This is a genomic window from Micromonospora sp. NPDC005254, assembly GCF_042872525.1.
Lineage (GTDB): Bacteria > Actinomycetota > Actinomycetes > Mycobacteriales > Micromonosporaceae > Micromonospora.
In genome coordinates, this window is record NZ_JBIAKM010000001.1 from 599,804 (window position 1) to 622,280 (window position 22,477).

General features: G+C 74.1%; 19 protein-coding genes and 1 pseudogene. 11 read left to right on the forward strand and 9 right to left on the reverse strand.

All coding sequences use genetic code 11. The features are described from left to right. Positions 1-16 precede the first annotated feature (16 nt). Genes ACFYPR_RS02925 through ACFYPR_RS02945 form a run of 5 tightly spaced genes read right to left on the reverse strand, consistent with a single transcriptional unit; the run spans position 17 to position 7,524 of the window. Positions 17-1,105, reverse strand: coding sequence for a uroporphyrinogen-III synthase (locus tag ACFYPR_RS02925; protein WP_354862012.1), 1,089 nt, complete (start codon positions 1,103-1,105; stop codon positions 17-19). After that, a complete protein-coding gene (nirD, locus tag ACFYPR_RS02930) occupies positions 1,105-1,452 on the reverse strand; it encodes a nitrite reductase small subunit NirD (protein ID WP_354862010.1) in 348 nt (115 codons plus the stop codon). Before nirD ends, ACFYPR_RS02925 begins: the two co-directional genes overlap by 1 nt. After that, entirely contained in the window at positions 1,449-3,971 is a 2,523-nt protein-coding gene (gene nirB, locus ACFYPR_RS02935) for a nitrite reductase large subunit NirB (protein WP_354862009.1), read from the reverse strand. Before nirB ends, nirD begins: the two co-directional genes overlap by 4 nt. Continuing rightward, positions 3,968-5,407 carry an FAD-dependent oxidoreductase gene (locus ACFYPR_RS02940; RefSeq protein WP_354862007.1) on the reverse strand — a complete coding sequence of 480 codons (1,440 nt, stop codon included), beginning with the start codon at positions 5,405-5,407 and terminating at the stop codon, positions 3,968-3,970. Before ACFYPR_RS02940 ends, nirB begins: the two co-directional genes overlap by 4 nt. After that, the gene (locus ACFYPR_RS02945) at positions 5,404-7,524 is read right to left on the reverse strand and encodes a molybdopterin oxidoreductase family protein (RefSeq protein ID WP_387258419.1); all 2,121 of its coding nucleotides are present in this window, start codon (positions 7,522-7,524) and stop codon (positions 5,404-5,406) included. The genes ACFYPR_RS02940 and ACFYPR_RS02945 overlap by 4 nt, the downstream gene beginning before the upstream one ends. Positions 7,525-8,001: 477 nt before the next feature. Between ACFYPR_RS02945 and ACFYPR_RS02950 the strand changes: the two genes are divergently transcribed. The 7 genes and pseudogenes from ACFYPR_RS02950 (at position 8,002) to glmM (ending at position 12,961) form a co-directional block, all read left to right on the forward strand. Further along, positions 8,002-8,697, forward strand: a complete 696-nt coding sequence (locus tag ACFYPR_RS02950) for a methyltransferase domain-containing protein (RefSeq protein ID WP_387258421.1) — start codon at positions 8,002-8,004, stop codon at positions 8,695-8,697. An 89-nt stretch (positions 8,698-8,786) separates the two neighbouring features. Next, positions 8,787-9,044, forward strand: coding sequence for a DUF6364 family protein (locus ACFYPR_RS02955; RefSeq protein WP_354855324.1), 258 nt, complete (start codon positions 8,787-8,789; stop codon positions 9,042-9,044). Beyond that, the gene (locus ACFYPR_RS02960) at positions 9,034-9,327 is read left to right on the forward strand and encodes a hypothetical protein (protein ID WP_354855325.1); all 294 of its coding nucleotides are present in this window, start codon (positions 9,034-9,036) and stop codon (positions 9,325-9,327) included. Before ACFYPR_RS02955 ends, ACFYPR_RS02960 begins: the two co-directional genes overlap by 11 nt. A gap of 156 nt (positions 9,328-9,483) precedes the next feature. After that, positions 9,484-10,338: pseudogene (locus ACFYPR_RS02965) on the forward strand (nitrate/nitrite transporter); the annotation flags it as partial. Between the two features lie 209 nt (positions 10,339-10,547). Beyond that, entirely contained in the window at positions 10,548-10,991 is a 444-nt protein-coding gene (gene rplM / locus ACFYPR_RS02970; protein WP_007465158.1) for a 50S ribosomal protein L13, read from the forward strand. Between the two features lie 20 nt (positions 10,992-11,011). After that, a complete protein-coding gene (gene rpsI, locus ACFYPR_RS02975) occupies positions 11,012-11,485 on the forward strand; it encodes a 30S ribosomal protein S9 (protein WP_355068231.1) in 474 nt (157 codons plus the stop codon). A gap of 117 nt (positions 11,486-11,602) precedes the next feature. Further along, positions 11,603-12,961 (forward strand): phosphoglucosamine mutase, encoded by a 1,359-nt coding sequence (gene glmM, locus ACFYPR_RS02980; protein WP_354855327.1) that lies wholly within the window; start codon positions 11,603-11,605, stop codon positions 12,959-12,961. A 30-nt stretch (positions 12,962-12,991) separates the two neighbouring features. Here glmM and ACFYPR_RS02985 read toward each other — a convergent pair whose 3' ends face one another. Both ACFYPR_RS02985 and ACFYPR_RS02990 read right to left on the reverse strand, forming a co-directional pair. Then, positions 12,992-14,182, reverse strand: coding sequence for a pyridoxal phosphate-dependent aminotransferase (locus tag ACFYPR_RS02985; RefSeq protein ID WP_354855328.1), 1,191 nt, complete (start codon positions 14,180-14,182; stop codon positions 12,992-12,994). A gap of 40 nt (positions 14,183-14,222) precedes the next feature. Further along, positions 14,223-15,152 (reverse strand): MmpS family transport accessory protein, encoded by a 930-nt coding sequence (locus ACFYPR_RS02990; protein WP_387258423.1) that lies wholly within the window; start codon positions 15,150-15,152, stop codon positions 14,223-14,225. Positions 15,153-15,390: 238 nt separating this feature from the next. On the opposite strand from ACFYPR_RS02990, the gene glmS reads away from it, so the two are divergent. Next, positions 15,391-17,304, forward strand: coding sequence for a glutamine--fructose-6-phosphate transaminase (isomerizing) (gene glmS / locus ACFYPR_RS02995; protein ID WP_355068237.1), 1,914 nt, complete (start codon positions 15,391-15,393; stop codon positions 17,302-17,304). Between the two features lie 7 nt (positions 17,305-17,311). Here glmS and ACFYPR_RS03000 read toward each other — a convergent pair whose 3' ends face one another. Continuing rightward, a complete protein-coding gene (locus ACFYPR_RS03000) occupies positions 17,312-18,886 on the reverse strand; it encodes an alpha/beta hydrolase (RefSeq protein ID WP_355068239.1) in 1,575 nt (524 codons plus the stop codon). Further along, positions 18,883-19,179: a hypothetical protein gene (locus ACFYPR_RS03005; protein WP_387258425.1), complete on the reverse strand. Its 297-nt coding sequence runs from the start codon at positions 19,177-19,179 to the stop codon at positions 18,883-18,885. Before ACFYPR_RS03005 ends, ACFYPR_RS03000 begins: the two co-directional genes overlap by 4 nt. Positions 19,180-19,353: 174 nt before the next feature. On the opposite strand from ACFYPR_RS03005, the gene ACFYPR_RS03010 reads away from it, so the two are divergent. The 3 genes from ACFYPR_RS03010 (at position 19,354) to alr (ending at position 22,458) form a co-directional block, all read left to right on the forward strand. Continuing rightward, on the forward strand, positions 19,354-19,722 hold the full coding sequence (locus ACFYPR_RS03010; protein ID WP_354855333.1) for a holo-ACP synthase: 369 nt from the start codon (positions 19,354-19,356) through the stop codon (positions 19,720-19,722). Positions 19,723-19,776: 54 nt separating this feature from the next. Next, positions 19,777-21,246: an NAD(P)H-hydrate dehydratase gene (locus tag ACFYPR_RS03015; RefSeq protein ID WP_387258427.1), complete on the forward strand. Its 1,470-nt coding sequence runs from the start codon at positions 19,777-19,779 to the stop codon at positions 21,244-21,246. Between the two features lie 90 nt (positions 21,247-21,336). Continuing rightward, complete coding sequence (gene alr / locus ACFYPR_RS03020; protein WP_354855335.1) at positions 21,337-22,458, forward strand: alanine racemase; 1,122 nt, start codon at positions 21,337-21,339, stop codon at positions 22,456-22,458. Positions 22,459-22,477 lie beyond the last annotated feature (19 nt).

A 22,477-nucleotide genomic window follows, 5' to 3' on the forward strand; every position in this document is an offset into this window, starting at 1 on the left:
GGCCGGCCACGACGCGTCAGTCGACCCGGAGCCGGTAGCCGCGCTTGACCACGGTCTGCACCACGCGCGGCGCGCGCAGGCCGGCCCGCAGGCGTGCCACCGCCATCTCCACCGCGTGCTCGTCGGCGCCCCGGGGGAGGGTCCGCAGCAGCGCGGTGCGCGACAGCACCCGTCCGGGGGCCTGGGCCAGCGCCCGCAGCACCGCCATGGGGGCGGGAGCCAGCGGGCGTAGTTCCCCGTCGATCACCGCCGCGTGCCCGCGCAGGGTGAGCAGGTGCCCGCCGGCCTTGAACGTCAGGGTCCGGCGAGGCAGTTCGTCGACGATGGTCCGCACCAACGCGCCCAGCCGGGCCCGCCCTGGCGCGCTCACCGGCACCCCGTGGCGCAGCAACGGCTCGGCGGTCACCGCGCCGACGCAGCTGGCCAGCACGTCGCTGCGGAGCGCGGCCACCACCGCGTCGGTACGGTCCCCGGCGGCCCGCAGCAGCGCCTCGGCCGCCGGTGCCGAGGTGAACGTCACCGCGTCCACCAGCCGGCCGGCGATCAGGTCGATCAACCGGTGCAGCGGCGCCGGGTCGGTCGGCGGCGCCCAGCGGTAGACCGGCACCTCGATCACCGTGGCGCCGGCCGCCTCCAGCGCGAGCGTGCACTCGGGCTGCCGCTCACCGTGCAGCTGCATGGCGATCACCTGCCCGGCCACGCCACGGCGGCGCAGGTGATCGACCACCTCGTCGCAGCTCTCCGACGCCGGTGACCACTGGTCGTGCAGCCCGGCCGCGCGGATCGCGCCGCGTGCCTTCGGGCCCCGGGCGACGACGTACGAGCTGGCGAGCACCGAACGCAGTGGTTCGGCCAGCCCCCAACCCTCGGCCGCCTCCAGCCAGCCGCGCATCCCGATGCCGGTGTTGGCCATCAGGATGTCGGGTGGCTGGTCCAGGCAGGCGCGGGTCGCCTCGCGCAGTTCCGTGTCGTCGGACAGCGGCACGATCCGCAGCGCCGGGGCGAGCACCACGCGGGCGCCCCGGCGTTCGAGCAGCGCGGCCAACTCGTCGCGCCGCCGGTCGGCGGTCACCCCGATGGTGAAGCCGGCCAGTTCTTCCCGCATCAGCCCTCCCGTCGCAACCGCACTTCGACGATCCCGTCGTGGCAGCGCGTGTCGTGCCGGGCCACGGCCATCCCGGGCAGGTCGAGGCACTCCCCGGTGCGCAGGTCGTACACCTGCTTGTGCAGCGGGGAGGCGACCGTCGGCACGCTGCCGCGGCTGCCCACGATGCCCCGCGACAGCACGTACGCCCCGGAGACCGGGTCGCGGTTGTCGATCGCGAACAGCCCGTCCACGGTGTGGAAGAGGGCGACCTGCACGCCGTCGACCAGGGCGGCGGCGCCCCGGTTCGGCTCCAGCCGGTCCAGCGGGCACACCGGGGTCCAGGTCAGCGTGGTGGTGGGGCTCATCGCCGTACCCCCGGAAGGCCGAGGGTGACCGGCTGCCGGCGGTGACCGCCGGGCGGACCGTCACCACGCGCGGGCACCGGCTGGCCGCGCTCCTGCGCGAAGGTGATCGACGGGTCGGGCACGTCGGGGGCGTTGACGAAGGAGGTGTAGCGGCGCAGCCGCTCCGGGTCGTCCAGCACGTCGCGCCACTCGTCGGAGTACGACGCCACGTGTCGGGCCATCGCCGCGTCCAGGTCGGCGCAGAGCCCCAACGAGTCGTCCACGATCACCGCGCGCAGGTGGTCCAGGCCGCCGTCCATGGCCTCGATCCACCCGGCGGTGCGTTGCAGCCGGTCGGCGGTGCGGATGTAATACATTAAAAATCTATCGATTAGTCGAATCAGTGCTTCTGTCGACAAATCAGTGGCGAACAGGTCGGCGTGGCGGGGCCGGAAGCCGCCGTTGCCGCCGACGTAGAGGTTCCAGCCGGTCTCGGTGGCGATGATGCCGAAGTCCTTGCTGCGGGCCTCGGCGCACTCCCGGGCACAACCGGAGACCGCCGACTTGAGCTTGTGCGGCGCGCGCAGCCCGCGATAGCGCAGCTCCAGCGCAACGGCCAGCCCCACCGAATCCTGCACCCCGTACCGGCACCAGGTCTCGCCGACGCAGGACTTCACCGTGCGCAGCGCCTTGCCGTACGCGTGGCCGGACTCGAAACCGGCGTCCACCAGGCGTCGCCAGATCTGCGGCAGCTGCTCCACCCGGGCCCCGAACAGGTCGATCCGCTGCCCGCCGGTGATCTTCGTGTAGAGCTGGAAGTCCCGGGCGACCTCGCCGATGACGATCAGCTTCTCCGGGGTGATCTCGCCGCCGGGGATGCGGGGCACCACCGAGTAGCTGCCGTCGCGTTGCAGGTTGGCCAGGAAGTGGTCGTTGGTGTCCTGCAACGACGCCTGCTCCCCGTCGAGCACGTGGCCGTTGCCCAGCGAGGCGAGGATCGACGCCACCACCGGTTTGCAGATGTCGCAGCCGCGTCCCCGGCCGTGCTCGGCGACCAGCCGGGAGAACGTGCGGATGCCGCGGACGCGGACGATCTCGAACAGCTCGCGGCGACTCACGTCGAAGTGCTCGCACAGCGCCGTGGACTGTGCCACGCCGGCCGCGTCCAGCAGCTGCTTGAGCATCGGCACGCAGGAGCCGCAGCTCGTGCCCGCCCGCGTGCACGCCTTCAACGCCGGCACGTCCGCGCAGCCGCCCGCGATGGCGTCGTCCACGTCGCCGCGGGTGACCGCGTTGCAGGAGCAGACCTGGGCGGTGCCGGGCAGCGCTCCGGCGTCCGCGCCGCCGCCGTCCGGGGCGAGCAGCGCCAGCGGAGCGGCCGGCAGCGGGCCGCCCACACTGGCCCGCAACGTCGGGTACGCGCTGGCGTCACCCACCAGCACCCCGCCCAGCAGAGTGTGCGCGTCGTCGGAGAGGACCAGTTTCGCGTACACCCGGGTGGCCGGGTCGGTGAACGTGACGTCCAGGCAGTCCTCGGTGGTGCCGTGCGCGTCGCCGAACGACGCCACGTCGACACCGAGCAGTTTCAGCTTGGTGGCGGTGTCCGCGCCCGGGAAGGTCGCCGCGCCGCCGACCAAACGGTCGGCCACCACCTCGGCCGTCGCGTACCCGGGGGCGACCAGGCCGTGGCAGGTGCCGTCGACCGCCGCGCACTCACCGACGGCCCAGACGCGCTCGTCGGCGCTGCGGCAGGTCGCGTCGACGAGCACCCCGCCGCGCGGACCCAGCGGCAGGCCGGCGGCCCGCGCCAGCTCGTCGCGGGGCCGGATGCCGGCGGCCACCACGACCAGCTCGGCGTCGACCACGCGGCCGTCGGACAGCTCCAGGGCGTCGACCGCGCCGTCGGCGCCAGCCCGGATCGCGGTGGTGGCCACCCCGAGGTGGGTACGCACACCCAGCTCCTCGACGTAGCGGCGCAGCATCGCACCACCGGCCTGGTCCACCTGCACCGGCATCAGCCGGGGCGCGAACTCGACCACGTCGGTGCTCAGGCCGAGCAGGCGCAGGGCGTTCGCCGCCTCCAGCCCGAGCAGTCCGCCGCCGATCACCGCGCCGACCCGCCGGCCCCGCGCGTACGCCCGGATCGCCGCCAGGTCGTCCAGGGTCCGGTAGACGAACACGCCGGGCAGGTCGGCGCCGGGCACCGGCGGCACGAAGGGGTACGACCCGGTGGCCAGCACCAGCGCGTCGTAGCCGTACTCGCCGACGGCGGTGGTCACCACCCGCCGGGCGCGGTCGATGGCGGTGGCCGGCTCACCCAGGCGCAGTCGCACACCGTCGTACGGGGTGTGCACGTTGAGCTCGTCCTCGCTCACCCCGTCGAAGTACGCCGAGAGCCGCACCCGGTCGTACGCCGGACGCCCCTCCTCGGCCAGCACGGTCACCCGCCAGCGGCCCTGCGGATCACGGGCGCGCAGCGCGTCGACGAAGCGCTGCCCCACCATGCCGTTGCCGATGACGACCAGGTCCCGACCGCTCATCGCGTCACCTCCACCGATTCCGCTTCGGACAGCCAGTCGACGATGCCGCCGACCGCGTCCCGGCATCCGCCGCATCCGGTGCCGGCCCGGGTCCCCGCCACCACCGCGTCGACCGTCCGCGCGCCGGAGCGCCAGCACCGCACCAGCGCTCCCTTGGTGACGGTGTTGCACTGGCAGACGACTGCCGCGTCCGGCATCAGCGCCGGTGACGCGCTCGGCGCCGCGACGGCCCCGCCCAGCGCCCGGCCCAGCAGCAGGGCCCGCCGGTCGGCCGGCACCGGGTGACCCCGGTCGAAGAGCTGGATCACCGTGCCGACCGAGGGGTTGTCGCCGAGCAGGATCGCGCCGATCAGCCGCTCGTCGTGGATCCGTAGCCGGGCGTACGTGCCCCGGGCCGGGTCGGCGAAGGTCAGCTCCTCGCCCGGCCCGCCGCCCGCCGCGTCGCCCATCGCGGCCAGGTCGATTCCGGCCGCCTTGAGTCGGGTCACCACCGGCCGGGGTCGGTAGCGGGCCAGCGGGTCGGTGCCGGTCAGCACGTCGGCGAGCACCCGGGCCTGGGCCCAGGCGGGTGCGACCAGCCCGGTGATCGCGCCGTCGTGCTCGGCGCAGTCGCCGAGCGCCGAGACCCTCCGGTCGTTGGTGCGCAGCCGGTCGTCCACCACCACGCCGCGCCGCACGGTCAGCCCGGCGGCCTGCGCGAGGGCGGTGTCCGGGCGTACCCCGCAGGAGAGCACCAGCAGGTCGGCGTGCAGCGACCGGCCGTCGGCCAGGTCGAGGCGGACGCCGGTGTCGTCGGCGACGACTCCGGTCGCCGGCACCGCGAGCTGGATGGTGACGCCGAGCCGGGCGAGCGTGCCGGCGAGCACCGCGCCGGCCGCGGGGTCGAGCTGCCGTTCCATGAGGTGCCCGGTGTGGTGCACGACGGTGGTGGCGAGCCCCCGGGTGGCCAGGCCGCGGGCGGCCTCCAGGCCGAGCAGCCCACCACCGAGCACGATCGCGCTGCGGGCCCCGTCGGCGACGGCGAGGATCCGGCGGCAGTCGTCCAGGGTCCGGAAGGGAACGACCCGCTGCGGCAGGTCGGTCGGGTCGAGGCCGGGCAGCGGCGGCACCACCGCCCGCGCGCCGGTGGCCAGCACCAGGTGGTCGTAGGAGATCCGTTCGCCGTCGCCGGTGCGGACCTCGCGGGCGGGCCGGTCCACCGCGGTCACCGGCACGCCGGGGCGCCTGTCGATGCCGTGCCCGGCGGCCTCGGTCAGCTCCACGTCCGGTTCGGCGATCCGGCCGGTCAGCAGCGTGGAGAGCATGATCCGGTTGTACGCGCGGTGCGGCTCCGCCCCGAGCACGGTGACCTTCCGGTCTCCCTCGCGGGCGTGCAGCTCGGCCGCGAGCCGGGCACCGGCCATCCCGTTGCCGACGATCACCACTCGGGCCGTCATGCCTTCTCCACCCGGACCGCGCAGATCTTGAACTCGGGCATCCCGGAGATCGGGTCCACCGCGTCGTTCGTCACCGAGTTGGCTCGGCCGGCGCCGGGCCAGTGGAACGGCGCGAAGACCGTGTCCGGGCGGATCCCCGCGCTGAGGCGGGCCGGCGCGCGCAGCTCGCCTCGGCGGGACGTGACCCGCACCGGGTCGCCGTCGTCGATGCCCAGCCGGGCCGCCAGGTCGGGGTGCAGCTCGACGAACGCCTCGGGCGCGGCGCGGCGCAGCGCGGCCACCCGGCGGGTCTGGGTGCCGGACTGGTACTGGGCGAGCACCCGGCCGGTGGTGAAGTGCAGGGGATACGTGGCGCAGACCTCCTCGGCTGCCGGCCGGTGCTCCACGGCGTGGAACCGGGCCCGGCCGTCCGGGGTGCCGAACCGGTCGGCGAAGAGCCGTGGCGTGTCCGGCCCGTCCTCGCTGGGGCAGGGCCAGAAGACACCGTCGGTCTCGTCGATCCGGGCCCAGTCGATGCCGGCGTAGTCGGCGACCCCGCCGGCGGAGGCGCGGCGCAGCTCGGCGAACACGGTGGCCGGATCGGTCGGAAACCGCGCCGCCGCCGTCCCGGCGTCGCCCAACCTCGCCGCCAGGTCGGCGAGGATGGCCAGGTCGGTGCGGACGCCCGGCGGAGGCGGGCGCAGCGCCCGTCGACGCAGCACGCGGCCCTCCAGATTGGTCATCGTGCCGTCCTCCTCGGCCCACTGCGCGGTGGGCAGCACCACGTCGGCCAGGGCCGCCGTCTCGGAGAGCAGCAGGTCGGCGACGACCAGCAGGTCGAGGTCGCGCAGCCGGCCCTCGATCCGGGCGGCCCGGGGAGCGGAGACCACCGGGTTCGAGCCGAACACCAGCAACGCCCGGGGGCCGTCGGGGGTGCCGAGCGAGTCGAGCAGTTGGTAGGCCGGCACGCCCGGGCCGGGCAGGTCGTCGGCCGGCACGCCCCAGACACCGGCGACGTGCTCCCGGGCCGCCGGGTCGTCGATCCTGCGGTAGCCGGGGAGCTGGTCGGCCTTCTGCCCGTGCTCCCGCCCGCCCTGGCCGTTGCCCTGGCCGGTGAGGCAGCCGTACCCCGAGCCCTCGCGGCCGGGCAGGCCGAGAGCGAGAGCGAGATTGACGTACGCGGTGACGGTGTCGACGCCCTTGGCGTGCTGCTCGGCGCCGCGCGCGGTCAGGATGATCACGCGGCTGCCGGTGCCCAGCGCGCGGGCGGTCGCCTCCAGGTCGGCCACCGGCACGCCGGAGAGCTGTTCCGCGCGGGCCGGCCACCAGGCGGCGACGCTGCGGCGGACCGCGTCGAAGCCGGTGGTCCGCTCGGCCACGTACGCCTGGTCGACCCACCCTTCGGTGACCGCGATGTGCAGCAGCGCGTTGGCCACGGCGAGGTCGGTGCCGGGCAGCGGTTGCAGGTGCAGGTCGGCCTGGCGGGCGGTGGCGGTGACGCGGGGGTCGACGACGATGAGCCGGCCGCCGCCCCGGCGCTGCTCGGTGAGCCAGCGCACCAGCGGCGGCATGGTCTCCGCCGGGTTGGCGCCGACCAACAGCAGGGTGTCGGCCCGGCCGAGGTCGGCCAGCGGAAACGGCAGCCCCCGGTCGACACCGAAGGCGCGCAGCCCGGCGGCAGCCGCCGAGGACATGCAGAACCGTCCGTTGTAGTCGATGTTGCGGGTGCGCAGCGCGACCCGGGCGAACTTCCCCAGCGCGTACGCCTTCTCGTTGGTCAGCCCGCCGCCGCCGAAAACGGCGACCGCGTCCCGACCGGAGCTGTCCCCGATGGCGCGCAGGTCGGTGACGATCCGGTCCAGCGCGGCGTCCCAGGTCGCCGGGCGCAGCTCGCCGCTGACCGGGTCGCGCAGCAGCGGGGTGGTCAGCCGGTCCGGGTGGTCGAGCAGCTCGGCGGAGGTCCAGCCCTTCTGGCAGAGCCCGCCCCGGTTGGTGGGAAACTGGCGGGGGAGCACGCTCACCCCGGTGTCGTCCTCGCGCAGCGTCATGCCGCACTGAAGGGCGCAGTACGGGCAGTGCGTCGCCACCTCCCGGGGCGTACGCCCCGGTCGAGTTGCCGGCCATGCACCGTCTGTCATGTCCCGAAAGCGTGCCGCCGGGCGGTTTCCGGTCCGGGTCTCTTCTGTTTCGGTCCTGTCAAGTGGGGCTCACACCGCACAGGGGCAGCGGACGTGACGGGCGGGTGATGGCGGCCCCGGACGGACGCGTGACCAGCGGCGGCGCCGGGCCTCATCTCCCGGGACGGTCAGCGGAACGATGGTTCCTGCGTGGCCAGGGCACGCCCGGTGACGACGGCGGTGCCGGTTCGGGCTTCGGCTCGGGCTTCCGATCGGGTGGCTTGTCCGGCACAGCGCTCCCCCTAACTGTCGTGGAGATCTTGGACAGTTTCCGTTAGCTCGTAACGGAAACTGTCCAAGATCTGGGGCGGGGCAAGAGCGGCCCCGGCACGAACGGGTCCGCCGGGTCTCGGGTCCTTGCCGGCCGCGCCGTCTATGACCACCTTGCGATCAGTGCTTATAATGTGGGAAACCTGTCTCAATTTATGGGAGACTGCGATGAGCGTGGTGGACGTCTTCGACGCGGTGGCCGGTACCTATGACGAGGCCCGTCGGCGGCTCGTGCCCTGCTTCGACGCGTTTTACGGCACCGCCGTCGAGGTGGCTGCGCCGCCGCTGCGCGCCGCGCTGGCCGCCGGCCGTACCCCCGAGGTGTTGGATCTGGGCGCGGGCACCGGCCTGCTCTCGCTGCTGCTCGCCGCGGCGGTGCCCGGGGTCCGGCTGACCCTGGTGGACGCCGCGCCGGCGATGCTCGCCCGCGCCGCCGACCAGTTGAACGCGCGGTCCGTGCCACACCGAACGGTCCGGGCCGACCTGGCGGACGAGTTGCCGCCGGGCCGGTACGACGCGGTGGTCAGCGCCCTGGCGATCCACCACCTGGACGACGCCGGCAAGCGCGCGCTCTACCGGCGGGCCGCTGCCGCGCTGGCGCCAGGCGGGGTGTTCGTCAACGCCGAGCAGGTCGCCGGCCTCACCCCGGCGCTGGACCGGCGCTACGACGAAGTCTGGACAGCCAGGATCACCGAGCTGGGCTCGTCCCCCGAGGAGATCGCCGCCGCCCGGGAACGGATGAGCCACGACCGCCCGGCGACCGTGGCCGACCAGTGCCGGTGGCTCGCCGAGGCGGGTCTGGTCGACGTCGACTGTTTCTTCAAGGAGTGGCGCTTCGCGGTGTTCGGCGGCCGGGCCGGGTAATCCCGGCGGAATGTACGTTTCGCCGCCCCGGGGCGAGTCGATGGGCGTGGGGATGACTGGGGGTCATACCGCTGGGTAGTCTCAGCGGCATGACTGCCAAGGTGACATTGTCGTTCACGGACGAGACGATCGAGGAGGCCCGACGCTTCGCCAAGCGCGAAGGGCTGTCCCTCTCGGCGTGGATGGACCAGGCCGCCCGCGAGAAGGCGCTGCGCGAGGTCTTCACCGCGCACGCCGCCGCCGTGGGCCGTGCCGGCCTCGACCTGGAGTCCGCCGCCCTCGCCGACGCCCGCGAGGTCGGCATGGTCAACGATCTCTACTCCGGCGGACGGCCGCGTGCTGCGTAGGGGTGAGGTCTGGCGCATCGAGGGCGCCCGGGAACGCCTCGGGCTCGTGATCAGCTCGGACGTCTACAACTCCACAGACGTGCCCATCGTGATCGTGGTCGAGGTGGTCGAGGAATCGCTGCTGCGCGACTCACCCCTCGCCGTGCCGATGGGCCGGTACGTGGTGATGCCCGACCGGATCTCCGCACCGATGAAGAAATGGTTCACCGACTGCGTGGACGTCGCCGACACCGAGACCATGCTCCGGGTCGGCCGCGCCCTGCGCATCCTCCAGCAGCTCTGAGCCATCGGACCTCACCATCGCCGCCGGCCCGTGGTGCGGTAGGCGTTTCCGGGCCGACCCGTGACGGGCACTGCCAGGTAATCCCGCTTCCCTAGCGTTCCTCCTCGTCGCATCGACGAGGAGGAGCCGCCGTGAGCACGCTCACCAGCACCGCAGTCCGGTGGCGGCAACCTCGGCGTGCCCGCGGTGCAGCTGGTCGGGCTGGCGGTGCTCGCCACCGCCGGCGCCGCGTACCCCCGGTTGGTGCCCGCGGTCTACCTGCCGCTGATCGTGCTGGCCGCGCTGGCGGCGGCCCGCTGGCTGGACACCGTGCCCGGCGCGCGCAACGAGCCCGGGTCGCTGCGCGAGGCTGCCCGGGACCCGCACACCTGGATCATGTCGCTGCTCTACATCGGCACCTTCGGCTCGTTCATCGGGTTCGGCTTCGCGTTCGGCCAGGTGCTCCAGCTCCAGTTCGCCGAGCGGTTTCCCACAGCCGTCGACGCCGCCTGGCTGACCTTCCTCGGGCCGCTTGTGGGCTCGCTGATCCGGCCGCTGGGCGGCCACCTCGCCGACCGGCTCGGCGGAGCCCGGGTGACCTTCTGGAACTTCGTGGCGATGGCGATCGGCGCCGGCGCCGTGCTGTACGCGGCCCGCGAGCGCTCGTTCGGGCTCTACCTGGCCAGCTTCCTCGCCCTCTTCGTCTTCTCCGGTGTCGGCAACGGCTCCACGTACAAGATGATCCCGGCGATCTTCCGGGCCCGGGCGGCGGACGCCGTGGCCACCGGCACACGTGACCCGGAGGCCGCCGCGCGGTGGGCGCGGCGGATGACCGGCGCGTTGATCGGCATCGCCGGCGCGATCGGCGCCTCCGGCGGGGTGCTGGTCAACATCGCCTTCCGCCAGTCGTTCCTCGGCTCCGGCAACGCCGATTCCGCCTACCTGGCGTTCATCGGCTGGTACGCGCTGTGCTGCGCGGTGACCTGGTTCGTCTACCGGCGTCCGGGGTCCCATCGGCTCGCCGGGGTGTGATCCGGGTCATGACCGGCGCGTCGCCGCGCGGCATCCCACCCCCGTTTTGACCTGCCGATGGGGCGCCGGGTATCGTTGCCTGCTGTTGTACGACATCCAGAGGCGTGCCCTATCAGGTACGCTTGGTCGTTCGTGCGCGCTGGTCCGGCCTGCTAGATCTGGTCACCTCGGCGCGCGACCCCAGACCGACGACGAGACAAGGTAGACCTGTGCGTACGTACAGCCCGAAGCCGGGTGAGATCGAGCGTCAGTGGCACGTCATCGACGCCTCTGATGTCGTGCTGGGCCGCCTGGCCACCCACGCCGCCACGTTGCTGCGTGGTAAGCACAAGCCGACTTTCGCGCCGCACGTCGACACGGGCGACTTCGTCGTCATCGTGAACGCGGGCAAGGTTGCGCTGACCGGCAACAAGCGCCAGACCAAGGTCGCTTACCGCCACTCGGGTTACCCGGGTGGTCTGAAGCAGGTCGGCTACGACGAGCTGCTGACCAAGCGCCCCGAGCGGGCCATCGAGCTGGCCGTGAAGGGGATGCTCCCGCACAACAAGCTCGGCCGTCAGCTGATCAAGAAGCTGAAGGTCTACGCCGGTGCCGAGCACCCGCACCTCGCGCAGCAGCCGGTGCCGTTCGAGATCAAGCAGATCGCGCAGTGAGCGCGGGCGAAGGAAGCAGCATGACCGACATCATCGAGACCGAGGTCGCCCCGGAAGCCCCCGAGGCTACCGAGGCGCCGGCGCCCGTCGCCCGCGCGCCTCGTGGTGACCGGCCGATCCAGACCGTGGGCCGCCGCAAGGAGGCCATCGTCCGGGTCCGCATCGTCCCGGGCACCGGCAAGATCACCTGCAACGGGCAGGACCTCGAGGCGTACTTCCCGAGCAAGGTGCACCAGCAGCTCATCAAGGACCCGCTGGTCACCGCCGAGAAGCTCGACCAGTTCGACGTCATCGCCAACCTGCGTGGCGGCGGCACCACCGGCCAGGCCGGTGCGCTCCGGCTGGGCATCGCCCGCGCGCTGATCATCAGCGAGCCGGACGACCGCCCGGCCCTCAAGAAGGCCGGCTTCCTGACCCGGGACGCCCGGGTCAAGGAGAGCAAGAAGTACGGCCTCAAGAAGGCCCGTAAGGCTCCCCAGTACTCGAAGCGCTGATCTTTCCCAGCGCGTTGTACTTCTGACGGACGGCCGGTCCGCCTCCCCTCGACCGGGGAGGTGGGCCGGCCGTTCCGCTTTCTCCTTCTCGGTAGTGCTCATCGGAGGTTGGCGGGTATGGGTCGGTTGTTCGGCACGGACGGCGTACGCGGGCGGGCGAACGCGGATCTCACCCCCGAATTGGCGCTCGCGCTCGCCGTGGCCGCCGCGCACACACTCGCCGAGACGGACCGCAGCCACCCGCCGCTCGCCGTGGTCGGCCGGGACACCCGGGCCAGCGGCGAGATGCTGGAGGCCGCCGTCGTGGCCGGGCTGACCAGCGCCGGCGCCAACGTGGTACGCGTCGGCGTGCTGCCCACCCCGGCCGTGGCGTTCCTCACCGCCGAGGCGAAGGCCGACCTCGGAGTGATGCTCTCCGCGTCGCACAACCCCATGCCGGACAACGGCATCAAGCTCTTCGCCGCCGGCGGGCACAAACTGCCCGACGAGATCGAGATGCGGATCGAGGCGGCCGTCGAGACGAACGCCACCACCGCCTGGGACCGGCCGGTCGGCGCCGGCGTCGGCCGGGTGCACGACCTGCTCGACGGTGCGGACCACTACATCCAGCACCTCGTCGGCACCGTGCCGCACCGGCTCGACGGGATCAAGGTCGTCGTCGACTGCGCCAACGGCGCCGCCGCCGAGGTCGCGCCCGTCGCGTACCGGGAGGCCGGGGCCGAGGTCATCGCGATCCACGCCGAGCCCGACGGGCTGAACATCAACGACGAGTGCGGCTCCAACCACATCGAGGCGCTGCGCGAGGCCGTCGTCGAGCACGGCGCCCACCTGGGCATCGCCCACGACGGTGACGCCGACCGCTGCCTGGCGGTCACCGCCGACGGCGACGAGGTCGACGGCGACCAGGTGATGGCGATCCTCGCGCTGGCCATGCGCGACGCCGGCACGCTCACCCAGGACACCCTGGTGGCCACCGTGATGAGCAACCTCGGCCTGCGGCTGGCGATGTCCGCGCAGGGCATCCGGCTGATCGAGACCAAGGTCGGCGACCGGTACGTGCTGGAGGAGCTGCGCGCCTCCGAGCTGGCGCTCGGTGGCGAGCAGAGCGGCCACATCGTCATGCCCGCGCACGCCACCACCGGCGACGGGGTCCTCACCGGCCTGCACCTGATGGCCCGGATGGCCGCGACCGGCAGATCCCTGGCCGAGCTGGCCTCCGTCGTCACCAAGCTGCCGCAGGTGCTGATCAACGTCCCGGTCGGCGACCGCACCGTCGGCGCCGCCGCACCGGCCGTCCGTGCCGAGGTCGAGCGGGCCGAGGCGGAGCTGGGCGAGACCGGCCGGGTGCTGCTGCGCCCGTCGGGCACCGAACCGCTCGTCCGGGTGATGGTCGAGGCCGCCACCGAGGCGACCGCCCGCGAGGTCGCCGAGCGCATCGCCGACCTGGTACGCACCGCCAGCCCCGCCGGGTCGTAGTCGAGTGGACCGGGGCTTTGGCCCGGCGCGTCAGCGGGTCAGGGCGCGCAACCGGGTGACCGCCTCGGTCAGCACCTCCGGACGCTTGCAGAACGCGAACCGGACCAGTCGTCGGCCGGCCTCGGCGTCGTCGTAGAAGACCTGGGTCGGCACGGCCACCACGCCGCAGCGCTCCGGCAGCGACCGGCAGAACTCCACCCCGTCCGAGCCGCCGAGCGGGGTGATGTCGGCGGTGACGAAATACGTCGCCTCCGACGTCAGCACCTCGAAACCGGCGTCGGTGAGGCCGCCCACGAGCTGGTCGCGGCGCTGCTGGAGCCCGTCGCGGAAGCCTGTGTAGTAGTCGTCGGGCAGGGCCAGCGCCACGGCGACCGCAGGTTGCAGCGGAGCGGCGTTGACATAGGTGAGGAACTGCTTCACCCGCAGCACGGCCGAGACCAGCGCCGCCGGGCCGCTCACCCAGCCGACCTTCCAACCGGTGCAGGAGAACGTCTTGCCGGCCGACGAGATGCGCAGCGTCCGCTCCCGCATCCCGGGCAGCGCGGCCAGCGGCACGTGCGGACCGGACGCGTCCGTGAACACCAGGTGCTCGTAGACCTCGTCGGTGACCGCGTACGCGCCGTACTCCTGACACAGCTCGGCCACCAGCGCCAGCTCGGTCGGCGTGAACACCTTGCCGGTCGGATTGTGCGGTGAGTTGAGCAGCACCAGCCGGGTACGCGGCCCGAACGCCGCCCGCAGCGCCGCGGGGTCGAAGGCGTACCGGCCGTCCGCGGCGGGACGCAGCGTGACCGGCCGCCGGACCGCGCCGGCCAGCGCGATCGAGGCGGCGTACGAGTCGTAGTACGGCTCGAAGCAGACCACCTCGTCACCCGGCTCGCACAGCGCGAGGATGCTGGCCGCCACCGCCTCGGTCGCGCCCGCCGTGATCACGATCTCGCCGTCCGGGTCGTACGACAGGTCGTGGAACCGCCGCTGGTGGGCCGCGACGGCCGCGCGCAGGGCGGGTATCCCCGGGCCGGGCGGGTACTGGTTGTGCCCGCCGCGCAGCGCCTCGGCGGCGGCGGCCAGCATCTCCGGCGGGCCGTCCGTGTCCGGGAAGCCCTGGCCCAGGTTGACCGCCCCGGTCCGTACGGCGAGGGCGGACATCTCGGCGAAGATCGTCGTGCCGAACGGCCGCATCCGGGCCACCAGCGGGTCGACATCGGTGCTCGTCGTCACCTGCGCCAGCCTACGGGCACCCGGCGGCGCAACCCCAGCCTCACTCGGGCTCGCAGCGGGTCATCCAGTACCCCTGGCTTTTGTCGATCACCGGCTTTCCGGCGCCGGTGATCGTGATCGTGCAGTCGAGGGGCTTCTCGGCCACGCCGTCGGGCCAGGTCGCCTCCACCATGACCCGGCTCTGGCCGTTGGTCCGGATGGTCGTGCGCCACGGCAGCTTCGCGCTGTCGACGTGGATGAGATCACTCTCGGCGTCGTAGTAGGCGATGTCCGCCTCACCCACGCCGGACACCTGGTAGACCACGGTCACCGGCGCGGGCCCCGACGTCGGTTGCGTGATCGGCTTCTTGGTGGGCCCGGCGGTGGTGGTCTCCGGATCGGTGGGCGCGGTGGGCTCCGGCGCGACGCTCGGCGGCCAGCCGTCGTCGTCGAAGGGGCCGGTGTCGTACGGGTCCTCGGCCACCGGCTCCCCGACCAACTGCCCGACCAGGGGCCCGGCCACGCAGAAGCAGCCGCAGACGGCGAGGGTGAGCGCCGCGACGACCGCGACGACGATCCCGACCACGCGACCGTTGCCGCCGGAGGGGCGCCCGGCCGGCGGATAGCCGGGATAGAGGTAGGGCGGTGGATAGCCGGGTGGCGGGTAACCCGGCGGTGGGTAACCCGGCGGCGGATAGGCGGCTGGGGTGGGCGCCGGCGACGGGGGTGGTGGCCAGGGAGCCGCCGCGGTGGGCGTCCACGAGGTGCCGGTGGGATCGGGTGTCCACGGCGCGGAGGGCGACGCGGGTGTCCACGGCGGTGGGGGTGCCCAGGGCTGGCCCGGGGCCAGTGGGTCGGGCATCGGGAAGGAGCCCGGCGCGGCCCAGTCGGACGGCGGCGTCGCCGGCTGTCCCGCCGTCGGATCCGGCGGCGTCGGGGTTGGTTCCGGGGGTGACGTCGGGGGCACCTCGGGTGGGGGCGCGTCGGACATGGCTGCTCCGGGCGGGAGTGGGTATGGGGCCAACGGGCCAGGGGAGCGCGCGCCGAGCCCGCCGGAAGACTGTCGTACCCGCTGGCCGTCCGCAACCCCGTTGCTGCGGTGGCACCGCGACCGGTCCGGTGACACTCGTCCCATTGCGGCCCGCCCACCACCGATCGCTCAAATTCGGTGCTTGTTTAGCCGACTTTCGAGCACCCATGCTGAGCGAAACTGGGTTAGGCTGCGGGCCATGTGTGGAATCGTGGGATACGCGGGCGCGCGCCCGGCACTGGGCATCGTGCTCGACGGGCTGCGGCGGCTGGAATACCGGGGCTACGACTCGGCGGGCGTGGCGATCGTCTGCGATGACCAGCTGCTGACCGAGAAGAAGGCCGGCAAGCTCGCCAACCTGGAGAAGGTGCTCTCCGAGCGCGCCGCCGACGACCCGACCTCCTGCGCGGCCAGCCCGATCGGCATCGGTGACGGCACCACCGGCATCGGGCACACCCGGTGGGCCACCCACGGCGGGCCGACCGACCGCAACGCCCACCCGCACCTGGCCCCCGACGGGCGCGTCGCGGTGATCCACAACGGCATCATCGAGAACTTCGCCAAGCTCCGCGCCGAACTGGAGGCCGACGGCGTCCAGTTCACCAGCGACACCGACACGGAGTGCGCCGCGCACCTGCTCTCCGCCGCGCTGGCCGACCTGCGCGCCGCCGGCCAGCCGGACAGTCCGCAGCTGCTCGCCGCCGGCATGCGCGTCGTGTGCCAGCGGCTGGAGGGCGCGTTCACCCTGCTCGCGGTCGACGCCGGGGTGCCCGGCGCGGTCGTCGGCGCCCGGCGCAACTCGCCGTTGGTCGTCGGCCGCGGCGAAGGGGAGAACTACCTGGCCAGCGACGTGGCCGCGTTCATCGAGCACACCCGGGAGGCGGTGGAGCTGGGTCAGGACCAGATCGTCCTGATCACCGGCGACAGCATCGAGATCACCGACTTCGACGGTCAGCCCGCCAGCGGCAAGGACTTCCACATCGACTGGGACTCCTCGGCCGCCGAGAAGGGTGGCTACGACTGGTTCATGCTCAAGGAGATCGAGGAGCAGCCGCAGGCCATCGCCGACACGCTGCTCGGCCGGCTCACCGAGACCGGTGAGATCGCCCTCGACGAGGTCCGCCTCAGCGACCAGGATCTGCGCGACGTCGACAAGATCTTCATCGTGGCCTGCGGCACCGCGTACCACGCCGGCATGGTCGCCAAGTACGCCATCGAGCACTGGACGCGGATCCCCTGCGAGGTGGAGCTGGCCAGCGAGTTCCGCTACCGCGACCCGGTGCTCGACCGGTCCACGCTGATCGTGGTGATCTCGCAGTCCGGCGAAACGATGGACACGCTGATGGCGCTGCGCCACGCCAAGGAGCAGAAGGCCCGGGTGCTGGCGATCTGCAACACCAACGGCTCGACCATCCCCCGCGAGTCCGACGCCGTGCTCTACACCCACGGCGGGCCGGAGATCGCCGTCGCCTCCACCAAGGCGTTCCTCACCCAGGTCGTCGCCTGCTACCTGATCGGACTGCACCTGGCCCAGGTCCGCGGGATCAAGTTCGCCGACGAGGTCGGCGCGGTGGTCGCGCAGTTGCAGGACATCCCGGGCAAGCTGCGCGAGCTGCTCGACCGGATCGAGCCCGTCCGTGAGCTGGCCCGGGAGCTGAAGTCCGAGCCGACAGTGCTGTTCATCGGCCGGCACGTCGGCTACCCGGTGGCCCTGGAGGGCGCGCTGAAGCTGAAGGAGCTGGCGTACATGCACGCCGAGGGCTTCGCCGCCGGTGAGCTGAAGCACGGCCCGATCGCACTGATCGACAAGGGCACCCCGGTGATCTGCGTGGTGCCGTCGCCGGTGGGCCGGGGGATGCTGCACGACAAGGTCGTCTCCAACATCCAGGAGGTCCGGGCTCGTGGCGCGCGGACCATCGTGATCGCGGAGGAGGGCGACGAGGCCGTCGTCCGGTACGCCGACCACCTGATCTACGTGCCGCGTACGCCGACCCTGCTGGCCCCACTGGTCACCACGGTGCCGCTGCAGGTGCTCGCCGCCGAGATCGCCGCCGCCCGGGGGCACGACGTGGACCAGCCCCGCAACCTGGCCAAGTCGGTCACCGTCGAGTAGCGCGTCGTCAGCGGCCCAGCACCACGCGGGCCATCCCGTCCAGCGCCGGGTTGTCCGGCTCCCAGTAGCCGGTGTGCCCGCCGCGACCGCTGGGGAACACCCGGCCGCCGAACCCGGGGTCGGCCGGGTCGTGACCGAACCACAGCTCGTGGCCGGTCCGATCCGGCCAGCCCAGCACGGCGGCGAGCGGAGCGGCGCCCAGCAGGACCCGGCGGCCCAGCTCGTCCACCGGCCGGGCCAGGCGGATCACGTCGTCCGGAGCGCTGCTGGCCCACACCTCTGCGGCCGGTACGCCAAGCTCGGCGGCGTGCGCCGCACCGACCCCCGGTGAGCCGACGAACATCAACGCGTCGGCCGCCAGCCCGTGCTCCCGGGCGGCGATGCCCACCACCAGCGACCCGTAGCTGTGCCCGAGCACGGTCTGCCGCGCCGGCGGCCCCTCGTGGGTGGCGCGCAGCCCCTCCTGGAAGCGGTGCAGCGCCCCGCCGGCGTCCCGGGCCTGGCCGGCCGACGCCGCCTCGGTCAGGAAGTCCGGTGCGTCGTAGTCCAGCCACAGCACCGCCGCGCCGCGCTCACCCGGCGCGAGCGTCGCGCAGCGCTCCAGCACCCGGGCCGCGCGACCCAGCTCGCCAGGGGCGTCGTCCAGCCCGGCGGTCATTCCCGGCACGTACGTCAGCACCCGGTCGGCGTGGTCCGGGTCGCCGAGCGCCACCACCACCCGACCCTCACCGGCCGGGTCCAGCCCCAGCAGGTACGCCCGCGGTTCCCCGGTCGCCAGGCGCTCGGTGAGCGTGTCCAGGCCGGCCAGCCGCGCCGCCACCGCGCGCAGCCGCAGCGACGCGAGCGGCCCCGGCGGCACCCGGGCCAGCAACCGCCGACGCTCGGCCAGCAACTCCGCGCGCCGCGCACCGAGCCGCAGGCGGTTGGCCTGGTCGCGGGCGGCCACCGGCACCCCGTCCAGGCCGCCGACGAGGGCCGGCTCGTGCCCGACCAGCCACCGTCGCTGCGCCGGGGTCAACCCGGACCACCAGGCGCGCACCAGCGCCGGCGTCGCCCCGGAGGCCGGTCGGCCGGGCGGCGGTGGGGACGCCCAACCGGTGCCGGCGGCCCGGGCCAGCTCGTCCAACCGGTCGGCGGCCTGCCGGTCCGCCGCGTCGGCCAACTCCAGCGCGCCCCGCAGCGCCGCCGCCACCCCGGCCGGCTCGGTCGGTCGGGGACGAGTCGGATCGACGTGCACGCCACCGGACCGGTCCACCACCAGGCCGGCCGCGTCGGCCCGGGCGACCGCCTCGGCGAGCCGCGCCTTTGCCACCACGAGGCACCCGGCCAGCTCGGACAGCACCTGATCGGCCTCGATCAGCGCGGGCGCCACCGAGGTCACCTCGCCCCGCAGGCCGCCCAGCCGAGCGTCCGCCGCCACCGCGGCCGCGCCGGACCAGCCGCCCCGCAACCGCCCGGCGGAACCGGCCAGCTCGCCGGCGTGCCGCTCGACCGGACCGGTCAGCCCGGCCCAGGCCGCCCCGGCCGCCCGCCAGCCGCCCGGATCGGCGGCCCAGAGCTGCCGGTAGCCGACCCCGCTCACCGGGGCAGGACGGCGAACCGGCCGGCAGCCCGGTCGTCCACCGTCTCGTACGCCTCGGCTGCGGCCCGGACCCCACCAGCGGTCGCCGCCACGTCCGCTCCCAGTCGGCAGAACCACGCGTGCGCGGCCGACTCCAGCCCCGCCAGAGCCGTGGCGGCCCGCCAACCCGGCGCCGGCACCAGCAGGCCGGGCACTCCGGCCAGACCCCGCGCCAGCCGGTACGCCTCGTCGTCGAGCGCACCGGCCACGGCGCGCAGCTCCTGCGGCCGGACGGCGAACGGCTCCTCGGTCATGACCCCCACCCCCGTGCACGATCGGCATCCACGCGCTGACGCTAGGCAGGGTCGGGCCGTGCCGGAGTGCCCTGTGGACAGCCGGCTGCGGCCGTACCCCGGTGTGTCCACAGGCGTTGCCCACGGCGGGCCCGACGGCTAATCTGCCGCCTCGGCCGCCGGTAGGGTGGTCTGGTGATCGTCGCTGTCGGCATCGACGTCGTCCTGGTCGACCGGTTCACCCGGTCCCTGGCGCGGACGCCGCTGCTTGCCGACCGGCTCTTCACCGCGGCCGAGCGGGCCACCCGCTCCGGCACCCCACGCTCGCCCGAGTCGCTCGCCGCCCGGTTCGCCGCGAAGGAGGCCGTCGCCAAGGCGCTCGGCGCCCCGGCCGGGCTGAGCTGGCACGACTGCGAGATCGTGCCCGATAGGGCTGGCCGGCCCTGGCTGACCGTCTCGGGCACCGTCGCGGCGGCGGCCGTCGAGCGGGGGATCAACCACTGGCACCTCTCGCTGTCGCACGACGGCGGGATCGCGTCGGCGATGGTGGTCGCGGAACGGTGACGTCGGCCGGGTGGCCGGGGCGGCCCACTCGCGAGCGGAATGGGGCACGGTGACATGAGAGCGGTGTGGCGGGCGGCCGACGTACGGGCAGCAGAGGCGGGGCTGAAGGGCACACTGCCGGAGGGCACGCTGATGCAGCGGGCCGCCGCCGGGTTGGCCCGCCGGGCCGCTCTGCTGCTCGCCGAGCGGGGCGGGGTGTACGGCGGCCGGGTGCTGCTGCTCGTCGGCTCCGGCGACAACGGCGGTGACGCCCTCTACGCCGGGGAACGGTTGGCCCGCCGGGGCGTCGAGGTGTCCGCCCTGCTGCTCAGCCCGGGGCGGGCGCACCCCGCGGGGCTGGCCGCGCTGCGCGCCGCCGGTGGCCGGCTGGTCGACCGCCCGGCCGGCCCCGTCGACCTGGTCCTCGACGGCATCGTCGGGATCGGTGGCGCGGGCGGGCTGCGGGCGAGCGCGGACGAGGTGGTCCAGCGCCTCGACGACCTGCGCGGGCGCGACGGCGCTCGGGCCACCGTGCTGGCCGTGGACGTGCCGAGCGGGGTGGCGGTGGACACCGGGCACGTGCCGCTGGTCGCGTCCGGCCGGCCCGCCGCGGTCCGCGCCGACGTGACGGTGGCCTTCGGCGCGTTGAAGCCCGCCCTGGTCGTCGGACCGGCAGCCGTCCTGGCCGGGCACGTGGAGCTGGTCGACATCGGGCTGCGGCCCTGGCTGCGGGGCACTCCCGCGCTGCGGGTCACCGAATGGTCCGACCTCGTGCAGTGGTGGCCGCAGCTGGGCGCGGCGTCGGAGAAGTACACCCGGGGTGTGGTCGGGGTGGCGACCGGCTCGGCGACGTACCCGGGCGCGGCTGTGCTCTCCGTCGGCGGGGCGCTCGCCGGGCCGACAGGGCTGGTCCGCTACGCCGGCGGCGCTCGGGCCGAGGTGCTGCACCAGCACCCCTCGGTGATCGCCACCGGGCGGGTCGCCGACGCCGGCCGGGTGCAGGCCTGGGTGTGCGGCTCGGGGCTGGGCACCGGCGACGACGCGGCGGCCGAGCTGCGGGCCGTCCTGGCCGCCCCGGTGCCGGTGGTGCTCGACGCGGACGCGTTGACCCTGCTTGTGGACGGCTCGCTCGCCGACCGGCTGCGCGGCCGGGACGCGCCGATCGTGGTCACCCCGCACGACCGGGAGTTCACCCGGCTGTGCGGGGAGGAGCCCGGCGCCGACCGGGTCGGGGCCGCGCTGCGGCTGGCCGCCTGGATGAACGCGGTGGTGCTGCTCAAGGGGGACCGCACGGTGATCGGCACGCCGGACGGCCGGGCGTACGTCAACCCGACCGGCACCCCGGCGCTGGCCACCGGCGGCACCGGCGACGTGCTGGCCGGGCTGCTCGGCTCGCTCCTGGCGGCCGGGGTGCCGGCGGACCGGGCGGCGGCCTCGGCCGCGTACCTGCATGGGCTCGCCGGTCGGGAGGCGGCCCGCGGCGGCCCGGTGACCGCGCCCGACGTGGCGACCGCCCTGCGCCCGGTCGTCGCCCGGCTGGGCTGATCGTCGCTGTTCGGGGCCGGTTGGCCGGCTCGGCGGGCCGGGCCGTGCGTCGCCGCCCACCCGGATCAGGGCGGAAAGTAGGCTGGGCGTATGTGGCAGGCCGAGGTACGCGTCGATCTTGATGCGATCCGCGAGAACGTGAGCCGGCTCCGCTCCGGCACCACCGCCGAGCTGATGGCGGTGGTCAAGGGCGACGGGTACGGCCACGGGATGATCCCGTCCGCCCGCGCGGCGCTGGACGCGGGGGCCGACTGGCTCGGCGTGTGCACCCTCGACGAGGCGCTCACGCTGCGTCGGGCCGGGATCACCGCGCCGGTGCTGGCGTGGTTGCTCGCGCCGGGGCTGCCGCTGCACGAGGGGGTCGGCGCCGGGGTGGACCTCGCCGCCGCCAGCCTGCCGCAACTGGACGAGATGATCGAGGCGAGCCGGCGTGCCGGACGCCCGGCCCGACTGCACCTGAAGATCGACACGGGGCTGTCCCGGGGCGGCGCCACCGTCGCCGACTGGCCGGCGCTGCTCGACGCCGCCGCGAAGGCCCAGGCCGACGGCCTGGTCGAGGTGGTCGGCGTGTGGAGCCATTTCGTGTACGCGGACATGCCCGGCCATCCGACCACGGACCGGCAGCTCGCCGTCTTCCACGAGGGGCTGGCCATGGTCGAGCAGGCCGGGCTGCGCCCCCGCTGGCGGCACCTGGCCAACTCGGCGGCCACCCTGACCCGCCCGGACACCCACTTCGACCTGGTTCGCCCCGGGCTGGCCGTCTACGGTCTGTCCCCGGTGGCCGGCGAGACGTACGGGCTGCGGCCGGCGATGACCGCGCGGGCCCGGGTGATGCTCACCAAGCGGGTGCCCGCCGGCACCGGCGTCTCGTACGGGCACACCTACACGACCGAGGCCGACGCGAATCTCGCCGTGGTGCCCCTCGGGTACGCCGACGGTGTGCCCCGGCACGCGTCCAACACCGGGCCGGTGCAGCTCGCCGGTGCGCGGCGGACGATCTCCGGGCGCGTCTGCATGGACCAGTTCGTGATCGACTGTGGTGACGACCCGGTGGCCGACGGCGACGTGGCGACCCTGTTCGGCAGCGGTGCCGACGGCGAGCCGACGGCCGACGACTGGGCCGAGGCGGTCGGCACGATCAACTACGAGATCGTCACCCGGTTCGGCAGCACGCGGGTGCCGCGCGTCTACGACGGCGAGCGCTCGCCGTGAGCGCGAGGAGTGAGCCGGG

Coding starts and splice junctions, on each gene's coding strand:
- ACFYPR_RS02990 (WP_387258423.1), bottom strand. CDS start 15,152: ATGTCCGACGCGCCCCCACCCGAGGTGCCCCCGACGTCACCCCCGGAA.
- ACFYPR_RS02950 (WP_387258421.1), top strand. CDS start 8,002: ATGAGCGTGGTGGACGTCTTCGACGCGGTGGCCGGTACCTATGACGAG.
- ACFYPR_RS02955 (WP_354855324.1), top strand. CDS start 8,787: ATGACTGCCAAGGTGACATTGTCGTTCACGGACGAGACGATCGAGGAG.
- rpsI (WP_355068231.1), top strand. CDS start 11,012: ATGACCGACATCATCGAGACCGAGGTCGCCCCGGAAGCCCCCGAGGCT.
- glmM (WP_354855327.1), top strand. CDS start 11,603: ATGGGTCGGTTGTTCGGCACGGACGGCGTACGCGGGCGGGCGAACGCG.
- nirD (WP_354862010.1), bottom strand. CDS start 1,452: ATGAGCCCCACCACCACGCTGACCTGGACCCCGGTGTGCCCGCTGGAC.
- glmS (WP_355068237.1), top strand. CDS start 15,391: ATGTGTGGAATCGTGGGATACGCGGGCGCGCGCCCGGCACTGGGCATC.
- alr (WP_354855335.1), top strand. CDS start 21,337: ATGTGGCAGGCCGAGGTACGCGTCGATCTTGATGCGATCCGCGAGAAC.
- ACFYPR_RS03005 (WP_387258425.1), bottom strand. CDS start 19,179: ATGACCGAGGAGCCGTTCGCCGTCCGGCCGCAGGAGCTGCGCGCCGTG.
- ACFYPR_RS02940 (WP_354862007.1), bottom strand. CDS start 5,407: ATGACGGCCCGAGTGGTGATCGTCGGCAACGGGATGGCCGGTGCCCGG.
- ACFYPR_RS03015 (WP_387258427.1), top strand. CDS start 19,777: ATGAGAGCGGTGTGGCGGGCGGCCGACGTACGGGCAGCAGAGGCGGGG.
- ACFYPR_RS02925 (WP_354862012.1), bottom strand. CDS start 1,105: ATGCGGGAAGAACTGGCCGGCTTCACCATCGGGGTGACCGCCGACCGG.
- nirB (WP_354862009.1), bottom strand. CDS start 3,971: ATGAGCGGTCGGGACCTGGTCGTCATCGGCAACGGCATGGTGGGGCAG.
- ACFYPR_RS02945 (WP_387258419.1), bottom strand. CDS start 7,524: ATGACAGACGGTGCATGGCCGGCAACTCGACCGGGGCGTACGCCCCGG.